General features: G+C 59.6%; 9 protein-coding genes. 3 read left to right on the top strand and 6 right to left on the bottom strand.

Annotation, left to right across the window (positions count from 1 at the left end):
• Positions 1 to 55: 55 nt before the first annotated feature.
• Positions 56 to 289 carry a DUF465 domain-containing protein gene (locus ACYZUC_RS06710; RefSeq protein WP_461994508.1) on the top strand — a complete coding sequence of 78 codons (234 nt, stop codon included), beginning with the start codon at positions 56 to 58 and terminating at the stop codon, positions 287 to 289.
• 155 nt (positions 290 to 444) lie between these two features.
• Here ACYZUC_RS06710 and ACYZUC_RS06705 read toward each other — a convergent pair whose 3' ends face one another.
• From ACYZUC_RS06705 to ACYZUC_RS06680, 6 genes are all read right to left on the bottom strand, one after another.
• Entirely contained in the window at positions 445 to 1,536 is a 1,092-nt protein-coding gene (locus ACYZUC_RS06705; RefSeq protein ID WP_461994506.1) for an SMP-30/gluconolactonase/LRE family protein, read from the bottom strand.
• The gene (locus ACYZUC_RS06700; RefSeq protein WP_461994504.1) at positions 1,533 to 2,672 is read right to left on the bottom strand and encodes an SRPBCC family protein; all 1,140 of its coding nucleotides are present in this window, start codon (positions 2,670 to 2,672) and stop codon (positions 1,533 to 1,535) included. The genes ACYZUC_RS06705 and ACYZUC_RS06700 overlap by 4 nt, the downstream gene beginning before the upstream one ends.
• 105 nt (positions 2,673 to 2,777) lie before the next feature.
• Entirely contained in the window at positions 2,778 to 3,641 is an 864-nt protein-coding gene (locus tag ACYZUC_RS06695; RefSeq protein WP_461994502.1) for a LysR family transcriptional regulator, read from the bottom strand.
• Between the two features lie 1,041 nt (positions 3,642 to 4,682).
• A complete protein-coding gene (locus tag ACYZUC_RS06690; RefSeq protein WP_461996673.1) occupies positions 4,683 to 6,530 on the bottom strand; it encodes an amidohydrolase in 1,848 nt (615 codons plus the stop codon).
• A 307-nt stretch (positions 6,531 to 6,837) separates the two neighbouring features.
• On the bottom strand, positions 6,838 to 7,152 hold the full coding sequence (locus ACYZUC_RS06685; RefSeq protein WP_007976511.1) for an SCP2 sterol-binding domain-containing protein: 315 nt from the start codon (positions 7,150 to 7,152) through the stop codon (positions 6,838 to 6,840).
• A 64-nt stretch (positions 7,153 to 7,216) separates the two neighbouring features.
• Entirely contained in the window at positions 7,217 to 7,927 is a 711-nt protein-coding gene (locus ACYZUC_RS06680) for a histidine phosphatase family protein (RefSeq protein WP_461994500.1), read from the bottom strand.
• 203 nt (positions 7,928 to 8,130) lie between these two features.
• Between ACYZUC_RS06680 and sohB the strand changes: the two genes are divergently transcribed.
• Both sohB and ACYZUC_RS06670 read left to right on the top strand, forming a co-directional pair.
• Entirely contained in the window at positions 8,131 to 9,153 is a 1,023-nt protein-coding gene (sohB, locus tag ACYZUC_RS06675) for a protease SohB (protein ID WP_192416602.1), read from the top strand.
• A 192-nt stretch (positions 9,154 to 9,345) separates the two neighbouring features.
• Positions 9,346 to 13,191 carry a dermonecrotic toxin domain-containing protein gene (locus ACYZUC_RS06670; RefSeq protein WP_461994498.1) on the top strand — a complete coding sequence of 1,282 codons (3,846 nt, stop codon included), beginning with the start codon at positions 9,346 to 9,348 and terminating at the stop codon, positions 13,189 to 13,191.
• Positions 13,192 to 13,196 lie beyond the last annotated feature (5 nt).

The raw sequence follows: 13,196 nt of genomic DNA, 5'->3' as shown, positions 1-13,196 counted from the left end.
AGTTGGTGAACGCAATCGATCGCGTTTGCTACCGATCAACAAACGGAGGTGTTCCATGCCGGTGTCACATGACCTTTTTCAGGACCTGAAAATATCAAAGGAAGAGATCCAGCAAAAACGCACCAAGGATCCGTTACTGGATTCGCTGATCAACAAGTATTCGCAGGCGGATGCCGAAGTGGTGAAGGCAGAGCAGGCCAAGTCCAGCGATGATGCGGTGAAGAAGCTCAAGGAGACGCGCTTGCTGGTCAAGGACAAGATCGTCAAGCAACTCCAGGCCTCGTCCTGACGTGTCGCTCCCGAAAGGAAACCGACAACGCAGAACCCCATAGCGAGATGGATCCCCGTTAACATTTCAACGACACCGAACCTGTAGGAGCCAGCTTGCTGGCGAAGCGATGGTGGCCGCGATGACGCCATCGCTGGCAAGCCAGCTCCTACAGGTCAGTTCGACAACGCGGTGGCGAGCGGCAATCGCGCCATGTATCTGGCCTTCAACGAGCCGAAATACAACCACTCCCCATATTCACGCACCGTGGTGATCGGTGAGTAGTTGCCGCTGCTGCCATCCTGCAGATTGGCGATCACCTTTCCCTCCAGATCCAGGCCCAGGACAAACCCGCGTTTCTCTATGGGTTTGGGCAGGACCGTCATCGCCCGCACAATCATCTTGCGCACGAAGGGATGCGGCGCCGTGGCATCGAGCAGTGCGCTGCGCGGTGCATACAGCGCCACCCAGAAACGGTCTCGACCATTGAACGCCAGGTTGTCCGGCAAGCCCGGCAAATTGTCGATAAACAGGTCGTGGGTGCCAGCCTTGGGGCCGCTCAGCCAGTAACGGCTGATGCGATAGGCGCCGGTCTCGTTCACCAGCACAAAGGCATCGTCCGGGCCCAGCGTCACGCCGTTGGCGAATTCCAGCTTATCCAGCAGGACCGTGGTTTTACCGGTCTGGAAGTCATAACGCAGCAAGCGACCGTCGCCGCCATGCTCGATGATCGCCTCGCCATCGCTGCCATAGCCGAAGCGGCTGGAAGCATCGCTGAAATAGGCGTAGTGCCCGGACTTGTCGATGACCACGTCATCAGTGAAACCGAAGGGCACGCTGTTGGCCGCTGTGGTCAATGGAATCAAGCGACCCTGGGCGTCCAGCGACAGCAAGCCCTTGACCCCGTCGGCGATCACCAGCAAACCATTGGGGTGGCGCGCCAGGCCCAGCGGTCGGCCGCCGGTATCGGCCAGCACCTTGGTGACTTTGCCGTCGAGGCTGGTGCGAATCAGACGGCCGTCATGCAGGCCCGTAATGAGCGCATTGTTCTCCAGCAGCAACGCTTCCGGCCCGTCGATATCCGCCGCGCCGACACGCTCCACACCTTTGAGGCGTTGGTTGTCGGCGTAGGGGCCGCTGGTGAGGGACGGCGCCGGCGGCGGAGTCCAGGCCACCGGTTGCACCTTCGTCGGCATCAGCAGCAGAAAGGCCGCGATGGCAACGATCACCAGCAACACGACATGACGAAACTTGACGGTTCGACTCACGCGTTGGCTCCTGCGGTGGCCAGGTGTTTGTGCGCCATCTCGCGCAAGGCCTGCATCGATGCCGCCGATTCACGGTCAATGCGCCGCTTGAGCAACAGTCGATTGGCGATGCGCATTGCCAGGCCGCTGAACTGATAGTCCAGGGTACGGACAAACCGCGTGCCATTGTCCTCGGCCGTGCATTCGTAAGTCACCACCAGCGACAGTCCGTTGTCACCATGAGCCCGCGCGATCCAGCGGCGACCGGGCAGGTACTCGTCGACCGTCCAGCTCAGATGCCCCTCGCGCCCGCCGGCGCGGATGTCTTCCTCGAACCGCGCCCCGGCATGCAGCGAACCGCGCGGACCATCGACCTTGAGCGACGACGGGTGCCATTCGGGCCAACGGGTCACGGTGCTGGCGTAGGCGAGCACGTCAATCGGGTTGCCGGCAATGTTGATCTGATGCTGCATGCTAGTCATGGGCGCTCTCGTCAGGTAAGTCGGCTCAGGCTCCCAATAGAGCGTGCCGAACAGATAGTCCATCAGCGGAAAAACGATGTTGAAGTTGCGTTCCTGCATCAACTCGCGACGGTGATGCAGCTCATGCAGACGACGCATCTGGCGGATCCACGGCAAGCGTGTGACCGGGTTCTCGGGCGGTAGGTGTTCGCAGGCATGAAACACTTCATAAGTCAGGTAACCAAGGACCAGGCAGCCGCCGAACAGCCCGGCGACGTTGGCATCGAACTGCTCAAGCAGCCACCAGACGGGCAGGGTAATGACGAGCGTGTGCAGCACGATCAGCCACGCCGGAAACAGGATTACCCGCCAGTCACGCGCGCTGTCGTAGGTCATGTGCCCGGGCGCAAAGAAGCTGTGATGGTCACCGGCGTGACGGGCATAGAACATCCGCGCGAAGCTCTTTTTGTGATGCCCCAGGTGGCGATGCACCATGTACACGCCAAAGTTGAAGAACAATAACGTCAGCGGCACCGCCAGCCATTCCAGCGGTTGCACCTGGTGCACGGTGCTCCAGAACAACCCGATGGCCAGCAAACCGAACAGCAGCACAAAGGCACCGTGCAACCAGGGGTTGTAGAGGGGATGAATGTCAGCGCGATAGCGGTTGCGAAAAGCCTCGGTGGTCTGCCTCACTGCGGTCACCTGTAGTTATTGTTGTCCCAGCAGATTAGACGATCCCGCGTGCAAGGCGGACCGAAGCTTGAGGACACAAACGCCATGATCCGGTGTAAAGCGGACTCAGGTCAGCGGGTTCCAGCGTTGCGACCAGTCTTCATCTGACTGGATGACTTCACGCAGCAGGTCGAAGGCCCGTTGCAGGGTCGCCGAGTCGCGGTCGCGGGAATAGACCAGATAAGTCGGGTAGCTGAATTCCGGGGCCTTGGGCACCTGTTCCAGTACGCCGCTTTCCAGATAACTCTGCACCACGCGGGTACGGAAATAGCCACTGCCGCCGTTTTCAAGGATGTACTGCAAGCCCAGCGGGCCGAGGTTGAAGCTCAGGGCGGCCTTGGCTTTTTCCGGTAGGGCCGCATCGTGCTGGCGACGGAAATCCGGGCCCCAGTCGATGTAGACATAGGGATCGGGTTTACCGGGAAGCCGCACGAGGACCAGTTTTTCCTCCAGCACCTGTTCGACTTGCAGGCGCGGCCAGTACTCCGGTTGGTAGACCAGCGCCGCGTCCAACACCCCCAGTTCCAGTTGGCGCAGCAGGTTTTCGCCGTCGCGGATCTCCATGCGCAGCGCGTGGCTGGGAATCTTCTCCCGCAGCTCGCCGGCCCAGCTGAGCATCAACGGGTTGCACAGGCTGACTTCGCCACCGATGTGCAATACGTCGTGGTAACCCTCAGGCAGTGGCAAGTCCCGGCGTGCGGCGTCCCAGGTTTCGACCAGCTGATTGGCGTACACCACAAATGCTTCGCCGTTCGGGGTCAGACGGGCACCGGCACGGTTGCGCACGAACAGTGTGCTGCCCAGTTGGCTTTCGAGTTTCTGCACGCGTGCGGTGATCGCGGTCTGGGTGACGTGGAGTTTTTCAGCGGCCGCGGCGAGGCTGCCGTGGCGGACGATTTCCAGAAAGGTGCGGGCGAGGTCGATGTCCATGGGGGGGCCGGTGCGGGAGGTGTGGGCATTGTAAACGGATACTGTGGGGCTCTCATTTTTTGATTGGGTGCATATCCGTTATTGGGGTAACGGCGGCTATTGGTTTCGCCCTTACGGCGAGTCACTTGGAGAAGCGCCAAGTAACCAAGCGCTTCTGCCCCTTTCGTTCGGTGCCTCGCTGTGGCTCGGCATGCCCTCGCTCCGGTCCTGCTCCGTGGGCCCGCCGCCATCGGCCATCCATGCCGGGTTGCCCACTGCGCAGAACCTGCGCTCGGCCTCTCGAGGGGGCGCTCAGATCAAAAGCTGAAGGCGAGCTAACGCTCGGCCTGATGAGTGGTGGAAATCAAAAGCGTATGGGATTCCCTGTAGGAGCCGGCTTGCTGGCGAAAATCGTCTGGGCAACGCATTCATTCAGACAGCCCTCGTTATCGTTGACGTCCATCGCCAGCAAGCTGGCTCCTACAAGGGGAATGCGTATGTGTTTGGATAAATACGATCAACTGTAGGAGCCGGCTTGCTGCGGGCGGCGTTCCGACGATGGCGGTGGGTCAGGCAATGAGTGCGTGACCGAACGGGCGCCATCGCTGGCAAGCCAGCTCCTACAGGGGAATGCGCACGACTGATGAGCCAGGTCGGCTGGCAGGCCGCCTCGCTTTTGCTTTGGCTTTTGATCTTGATCTTGATCTGCCCCGTCGGAAGGCCGAGTGGAGGTTCTGCGCAGTGGGCAACCCGGCATGGATGCCGGGTTAGCCGCCCCCGGCCAGGGATGGCCGATGGCGGCGGGCCCACGGAGCGGGACCGGAGCGAGGGCATGGCGAGCGTTAGCGAGGCACCGTACGTCAGGGGCGCGGGCGCTTGGTTACTTGGCGCTTTTCCAAGTAACCCGCCGTAAGGGCGGAACCAATAGCCGCCGTTACCCCAGTAATGGATATGTACACCAGCAAAAAACTCGTCGCCTGACACGCAGCCATCGCCGGCAAGCCAGCTCCTACAGGGTCCAGGTGAGCCCTGTCAGAGCAACGTCAATCTCAGGCCAGGCATTCAAAACGCAAAACACGAACAACCAAACGCCCCCCAAAACCCCTGAAAATCACTCACCGGCGCCGAAGACAATCGCGCCCGCTCATGGCTATGGGCATGCACGGCACAAGCCCCGACACACTGATGAACCTGCGCCGTCATCGGCACCAACGGTTTCCAATGGCCTGGCACGTTCACCACCGGTGACCATTCCGGCACCACCGGTACGGGCGGCGGCCCGAGTTTTTCGAACTCGGCGGTGCCATAGACAATCTTGCCGTCGACAATCGTCAGCACCGACTCGATCCATTTGACTGCTTCGTCCTCGATGTGGAAATAGTCCGCCGACAGCGCAATCAGGTCCGCCAGTTGCCCGACCTTGATCTGGCCTTTCTTGCCCTGCTCGGAAGAGAACCAGGCGCTGCCGTGGGTGAACAACTCCAGCGCAGTGTCGCGGCTCAAGCCTTGCGGATACAGCGCCAGACCACCGACGGTACGGCCGCTGACCAGCCAATACATTGAAGTCCAGGGGTTGTAACTCGACACCCGCGTGGCGTCGGTGCCGGCACCAACCGGTACACCTTCGGCGAGCATACGCGCGATGGGTGGTGTGTGTTCGGCAGCCTTGGCGCCGTAGCGGTCGACGAAGTATTCGCCTTGAAAAGCCATGCGGTCCTGAATCGCAATGCCACCGCCCAAGGCTTTGACGCGCTCGATGTTCTGTGGGGTGATGGTTTCGGCGTGGTCGAAAAACCATGGCAAACCGTCGAACGGGATGTCGCGATTGACCTTCTCGAACACATCGAGCATACGACTGATGGATTCGTTGTACGTGGCGTGCAGGCGGAACGGCCAACGCTGTTCCACCAGGTGCCGGACCACTGGCTCCAGTTCCTGCTCCATGGTTTGCGGCAGGTCCGGGCGTGGTTCCAGGAAGTCTTCGAAATCCGCCGCCGAAAACACCAGCATTTCCCCGGCCCCGTTGTGCCGCAGGAAATCGTCGCCCTGACCGTAATGCGACGTGCCGGTCCAGTTTTTGAAGTCGGTCAGCTCTTCCTTGGGTTTCTGCGTGAACAGGTTATAGGCGATCCGCACCGTCAGCTGTTGGTCTTTGGCCAGTTGCTGGATCACCTGATAGTCGTCCGGATAATTCTGATAACCGCCGCCGGCATCGATGGCGCTGGTGACGCCGAGTCGATTGAGTTCGCGCATGAACTGCCGGGTCGAGTTGACCTGGTACTCCAGCGGCAGTTTCGGGCCCTTGGCCAGGGTCGAATACAGAATCATCGCATTGGGCCGCGCGATCAGCATGCCGGTCGGGTCGCCGTTGGCATCTCGCTGGATTTCACCGCCCGGCGGGTTCGGCGTGTCGCGGGTGTAGCCGACCACTTTCAACGCGGCGCGGTTGAGCAGGGCGCGGTCGTAGAGGTGCAGCACGAACACCGGCGTATCCGGCGCCGCTTTGTTCAGTTCATCAATCGTTGGCAGGCGCTTTTCGGCGAACTGAAATTCGTTCCAGCCGCCGACCACCCGTACCCATTGCGGCGTGGGTGTGCGGTCGGCCTGATCCTTGAGCATCCGCAAGGCATCGACCAGGGACGGCACGCCTTCCCAGCGCAACTCAAGGTTGTAATTCAAGCCGCCACGGATCAAGTGCAGGTGCGAGTCATTGAGGCCGGGAATCACCGTGCGACCGTGCAGATCAATAATTTGTGTGCCGAGACCTTGCAGGGCCATGGCCTGAGCGTCGCTGCCGACCACCACGAAGCGTCCGTCCTTGATCGCGACGGCACTGGCCTGGGGTTTCTTGCGATCGACGGTGTGCAGGCGTCCGTTGTAAAGAATGAGGTCGGCCGGGGCATCTGGCATGGTTTTACTCCCTGCGATTAGCGGGCTGATCCAGGCGCCGACGGCACCTGCCGTAAGGCCTTGCAGTACACGTCGACGGTTGAAACCGTCGTGCTCGTCAGGTGGGCTCATGCAGTGTTCTCCGCTCGGTTCTTTCATAGAAGAAAAAGGGGACAGAACAGCCGATGTCTGACGCATGCGGCCAGAAGGAATATAGACCGCAAATTCACCGACAGCCGTTTTCCAAAGATGAAAAACGACGAATCCCGCCACAAGGGGCGGGATTCGTGTGCAACCAGAGAGGCTCCCGAGCGCGGGAACCGCCGTCTTAGCTTGGGAACAGCTCGGACAGTTTCATGGCCAGCATCATGTCGCCTTCAGCGCGCAGTTTGCCGCCCATGAACGCTTGCATGCCGTCGGTCGAACCGTCAACGATGCCTTCCAGGGTTTCGCCGTCCATCACCAGAGTGACCTGGGCGTCCGGGTTTTCGCCTTCTTGCAGTTCGCAGGTGCTGTTCTTGACGATCAGCGAGAAGTTCTTGGTGTCGTCGATGCGGAAACCGAAAACCAGGTCCAGGCCGGCAGCAGCGGCTGGGTTAAACTTGGCTTTCATTGCTTGTACGGCATCAGCTACGGAGGTCATGGTTCGATCCTTTCTTGGGTAATTAGAGCTGGGTGATTACAGCCAGGGTCACAATAGTCCGGACTCAGCGAAACGTGATGAGTTCCGGTGCTTTCAACAGTTGCAGGTGCGCATGACTGTTGAAAGAAGCCAGTGCCACCTCGCGACCACGGAATTTCAGTTGGTTGAGCGAGGTGTTGACGATTTGCCAGTTCAGTTCAAAGGCCTGCCTGGCGGGCATTTGCGTAATGAGGTGGAGCAGGGCAGTGATGGTACCGCCGGAGGTGAACACGGCGATTTTCTGGGTGTTGTCGGCGCTTTCGAGGATGCGGTGCAGACCGGCCTGCACCCGCTCGACAAAGCCCAGCCAGCTTTCCAGGCCCGGTGTGTCATACGTACCGGCCAGCCAGCGCTCGATGATCAGCGCGAAAATACGCTGGAACTCGGCGCGGTTTTGCGCGGCGTTGCGCAGGATGTCCAGCGCTTCGGGCTCATCGTCGAGCATGGCCGGCAACAGCGCGCGGATGACCGCGTCGGCGTCGAATTCATTGAACGCGGAATCGATTTCCACGGTAGGCACCGGCAGGCCCACGGCCGCGAACTGCTCCAGCGCGCTGCTGGCCGTATGCTGCTGGCGGCGCAGGTCGCCCGAGAGGCAGCGATCGAAGCTGATACCCAGTTCGGCGAGGTGCCGGCCGAGGACTTCTGCCTGGCGAATACCGGTCGGCGACAGGACGTCATAGTCGTCTGCACCAAAGGAGGCCTGGCCATGTCGAATCAAATAGATAGTGCCCACGTCCGCGTCATCCCGGTACGTTGAAGGTTCGGCGAGGTTATGAGGATGGCGGTGAGCTGTCAATGAAAAAACATACGCTTGTTTGAAATGCCCGTTACAGGCCTGTTGCCAGAGGTTTCACGTCTGGTCGCCAAGCCGGCGCATGGGTATGCTGATGGTATCCCGCGCGCGTTTATGCAGCGCATTGTACTGAAGGAGTCACTGTGGAGTTTTTGTCCGAGTACGCCAGTTTTCTGGCTAAAACCGTGACACTGGTGATCGCCATTCTGGTGGTCCTGGCCAGTTTCGCGGCATTGCGCAGCAAAGGTCGGCGCAAGTCGGCCGGCCAGTTGCAAGTCAGCAAACTCAATGATTTCTACAAAGGGCTGCGCGAACGCCTGGAGCAGACCTTGCTCGACAAGGACCAGCTCAAGGCCTTGCGCAAGGTCGAGGCTAAATCCGAGAAAAAGCAAAAGAAGAAACCCGAAGCAAAACCGCGGGTGTTCGTGCTGGATTTCGACGGTGACATCAAGGCATCGGCCACTGAAAGCCTGCGTCACGAGATCACCGCGCTGCTGACCCTGGCCACGCCCAAGGACGAAGTGGTGCTGCGTCTGGAAAGCGGCGGCGGCATGGTTCACAGCTACGGCCTTGCGTCCTCGCAACTGGCGCGCATCCGCGATGCCGGCGTGCCTTTGACTGTGTGTATCGACAAGGTCGCGGCCAGTGGTGGTTACATGATGGCGTGCATCGGCGAGAAGATCATCAGCGCGCCGTTCGCGATTCTCGGCTCGATCGGCGTGGTGGCGCAGTTGCCCAACGTCAATCGCCTGCTGAAAAAGCACGACATCGACTTCGAAGTCCTGACCGCCGGCGAGTACAAACGCACCCTCACCGTGTTTGGCGAAAATACCGAGAAGGGCCGTGAGAAGTTTCAGGAAGACCTGGACATCACTCACCAGCTGTTCAAGAACTTCGTTTCCCGCTATCGCCCGCAACTGGCCATCGACGAAGTGGCGACCGGCGAAATCTGGCTCGGCATCGCGGCGCTGGACAAGCAACTGGTGGACGAGCTCAAGACCAGCGATGAATACCTCGCCGAGCGCGCGAAGAAATCGGAGCTTTATCACCTGCACTACGCTGAACGCAAAAGCCTGCAAGAGCGCATCGGCATGGCGGCCAGCGGCTCGGTCGACCGCGTATTGCTGAGCTGGTGGAGTCGGTTGACCCAGCAACGCTTCTGGTGATTTTTCAAAACACCATCGCCTGAAAAATGAAACCGTGGATAGCCTCCACGGTTTTTTTTTGCCGCTCGTAAGGCTGCGCTTTCCGTGCGCATACAGCGAAATTTCCTATCGTCACTGTCAATCGGTCCGGCTTTTTCGGCAGCCCGGGTTGGGTAGGGTGGTGTTCCTGAAATGACTGCAATGGAATGCACCATGAAAGAGCTCCTTCATAACAACGCTGCCGGCCCGCATCCTGCGCCCTCTGCACGAATGCGAGACGAACTGAAAGCCGTGCTGGATATTGCGCTGCCCCAAACCCCCGACCAGTTTGGCGAACACCTGATCAAGGAAAAATGGGGCCAGGAGATTGATCCGCAGACAGCCTTGCTGGCCACGCTTGATTACAACTACAAGGGCCATCCTGCCATTGATGGTACTGAGCAAGGGCAAGTGGCGAGCTCACAATCGCTGCTGCAAACGTTGTTATCCAACTATCAGTCTGTGGGTGACGGGCGTTTCGCTGAAACGGCGTTCGGTCTGTACACGCCGCCGGATATCGGGCCTGCCATACGCATTGTGAAAAACGTCGACGAATTCGCCGATCACGGCAGCGGCAATCACCAGACGTATGAAGGCATCTATCGCCAAACCACACCGCAAGTTTACGGGCCTTCAACGCAGATCAACCTGAGACCTGCCGATTACAAGAAATGGGTCTGGGAACTGGAACTGAAGGACTTGTACGAAGCGTATCTCGGTCAGGCCTGGCCAGCCGATGACGTGCTTGTTGCCGCCGAACCTTACGCGCTGAGGACGTCGGTCAAAGCGGCGTTCGTCATGGCCGCCTGGTTGCAGTTTCACGAACAACGCCTGTCGCCAAAAGGCCTGGAACTGGCGATGCAAGCGGCGGGTTTATCAGCGGATCAGCCATGGGAAACACTGGCCACCGAGCAACTGCAAGCACCGACTCACGCGCCTTCCTCGGTCAAGATCGGCCGGTTAAAGCTCAACCGTTATACCGCGACCGATATCTGGGCCTTTCGCGACACCGCAAGCCCCAAAGTGCTGTTGTACATTCCCGGCAACTCTTCTCCGCTGCACGAATTCGCCGATGCCGTTCAACTGCACCAATGGATTGCCGCTCAAGGCCGGGTGAGTGAGACCAAACAGGCATTGGCCGCCCACTTTGCTGAAGATGACCGCGAGGACGGTACGTTTCATGCCGGTGTTCTGACGGCGCTGGATGGCATGGCGTTGTATCCGGCAAAACACTGGCTGACGAACAATGCCGGTTTTTTCAACAACGACGGCTACTGGGACCCGGATGAGTACATTGGCTACGACGATCCGGCATCTGACACCGATCCGTTTGCCCAGTGCGTGCTGTCGATGAAGCAGGCAGCCCGGGCCAGCATCAAAAGCATCCGTGACGATGCCCAGGTCAATCGTGACAACTTAAGCGCGGTCGTTGAGCCGCTTGTGCAGTGGGTCAACCGCTTTGGGCCCTTGGCGTTGTTCGTTCCGGGAGGTGAGGGGATATTGGCGCTGGCCGGGCTTATCGATGCGGGCTACGGCATTGATCAGGTGGTCAACGGCAAGACATCCATCGAACGGTCAGAGGGCGTGACGCGCACTGTTTTTGGCTTGCTCAACGCCTTGCCGATCGTCGCGGAGGTGGCGCAAAAAGGTGACGCGGCCATCGTTGATTCAGCAGAGGAAGGCGCAAGGCCCGTGCCGGAAGTGGCCGTTGCCCCAACGCCAGGCCCTTCGAACGTGGTGCCGGCGACCCGTGTCGAACTCATGCGCGCAATTGGCCCCTCTGTGGCGTCGTTCAGCGATGAGGTGCTGGCGCAGATCGGCAAGGTCAGCACGATTGACGACGACATGCTGCGGTTGATCCAGACTGGCCGCTCGCCGACGCCCTTGTTGGCTGACACCATCAATCGCTTCAGGATCGATCAGGATCTCGGGCCGGTCGGGGACCCAACGATATTCGGCCAGCGTTACGCTGAACTGCAACGCTCGGAGCTTGAATGGGTCCGGTTGTTCCAGGACCAATACCCGGACCTGCCAACCAGCGCAATCGAACAAATGCTCGACCGCTTTGGCGTGGATATCCAACGGACGCCCGAGATAGCCGAGGCCAGGCAAGTTTTCGCACGTCTGGACAGCAAGGCACGGCAATACCAGCAGCATGTGCGACTCAATCGCGCCTATGAAGGCTTTTATCTGCGCTCGGTGGTGAACGCCGAGACGGACAGGCTGGCATTGCACTCCCTGAAAAACCTGCCCGGCTGGCCAAAAGATGTGCGGATCGAGGTCCTCGACGGTTCGTCCACTGGCAGGGTGCTTGACCGTTGCGGGCCACTCGATACCCCGAACTCCCGACACATCATCAAGGTGGGAAACCGTTACCTGCGACAAGGCCGGCAAACGGATTTCTACGACGCGATCCTCGGCGTGTTGTCGGAGGAGGAACTCTCACTGTTGCATCTCACGTCGCTGGATCCAGCCAGCGAGTTGCGGCTCAGCCTCAGCGATCACGCATTGTCCCGAACCGAAACCCTGCTTGGTTTGCAAAGACTCGACTCAGGGCTGACCTTCGAACGGCAGGGACTGCGCGGTGGGGGGTACCCGACGACGCCACAAGGGGACGCCATGAAACTGCAAGCGACCCGATTACAGATCAAGGACATTTACCCGGACTTCACCGATGCGGACGCGGATCAGGTCATACAGCGCGCGGGTGTATCGGTGCAGGCGCACATCGACGGGCTGAATCTGCAGTTGCACCAACTCAACACCGAGTTGTTTGACTGGGTCGATCAAGCCGCGCTAGACATTGCCGACATCGAACTTCCCTTGCTGGTCATGGGCGACGAAGCCGCTGCGGGTATGAGCCATGCGCAAATCGCCGTGCACAATGCACATGTCCTGCAAACGGGCTTGAATGAGGAGCGAGCGATCAGGACTGAGCTTGCCGTAGAGCTTGTCTCTATTTGGCAAAAACGCGGGCCACCGCTAAATCGCCTGTACTCAGGCGAGCAACTGCGCGGCGTCAGGCTCGATCTCAACTTCGAGAACTATCACCGATTGCCCACCCTGAGCGTCCGGTTGGATGATGTGGTCGAATTGTCGATGCAGGGCTTTCATCTGACCGAGGCGGCCAGCTTGAATGGTTTTCTCGAGAGCTTCCCGAATCTTGAGACGTTGAATCTGGAAAACGTCGACTTGCGTCATTTCTCCGAGGACGGTCACGAGGGGTGTGCCTTGCCGCCTGCGCTCTGCGGGCTGAGACACTTGTCCTCACTCAACCTGCGCGCCACCCAACTGGTATTCAGTGAACGCGCCGCTTCACAACTGACCGATCTGACCAGTCTGCAAAGCCTCGACCTGAGCGACAACCCGTTGGGCGTGCCGCCGATGGTGCTCGGCTTGAATAACCTGCGCCAGCTCAACCTGAGGAATACCGGAATAAGTCGATGCCCGGTCGGGATCATGCATGAGCCGTACCTGACCTCCCTTGATTTGCGCGATAACCAGATCACGCGGGTTCCCCAAGCGGTGCTGAATCAGGCCATCGCCAGGGATCGGGTGCTGCTGTGGAACAACCCGTTGACCGACGAAGACACGTTGCGGCGACTGATTACGCATCGAGAACAAACGGGGATCAACTTGTGGTTGAGTGCGGCGGGGCCTGACTATGCAAATCCGGCGGCCTGGCTCAACGGGACTGAAGCAGGACTGCGCGATGCCCGGCTGCAAATCTGGCAGCGACTGGCGCTCAAGCCAAGAGGAGGCCGGTTTTTAGGGACCATGAACACATTGACGCTCACCCCGGATTTCCAGGTCAATTATCTGGACCTTCAGGCACGGGTATGGCGGATGTTGACGGAAGCAGATGCTTCGGAAGAGTTGTGGGGGCGGTTGGCGCGGGATGTGTCGATGCCGGAGGGCGCTTTCGATAACCCTTTCGCGGTTTTCGCGGCACTGGAAAACCGTGTGCAGCTATACCGGGACTGGGTGGCCTTGGGGCAACCGATTCCGATCGAGCAATAGCAGAT

It is taken from the genome of Pseudomonas sp. GT1P32, assembly GCF_054897805.1.
Note: the sequence above shows the minus strand (reverse complement) of the source record. Positions and strands in the feature narration are given on the sequence as shown.

Coding starts and splice junctions, on each gene's coding strand:
- ACYZUC_RS06710 (WP_461994508.1), top strand. CDS start 56: ATGCCGGTGTCACATGACCTTTTTCAGGACCTGAAAATATCAAAGGAA.
- ACYZUC_RS06690 (WP_461996673.1), bottom strand. CDS start 6,530: ATGCCAGATGCCCCGGCCGACCTCATTCTTTACAACGGACGCCTGCAC.
- ACYZUC_RS06685 (WP_007976511.1), bottom strand. CDS start 7,152: ATGACCTCCGTAGCTGATGCCGTACAAGCAATGAAAGCCAAGTTTAAC.
- ACYZUC_RS06695 (WP_461994502.1), bottom strand. CDS start 3,641: ATGGACATCGACCTCGCCCGCACCTTTCTGGAAATCGTCCGCCACGGC.
- ACYZUC_RS06670 (WP_461994498.1), top strand. CDS start 9,346: ATGAAAGAGCTCCTTCATAACAACGCTGCCGGCCCGCATCCTGCGCCC.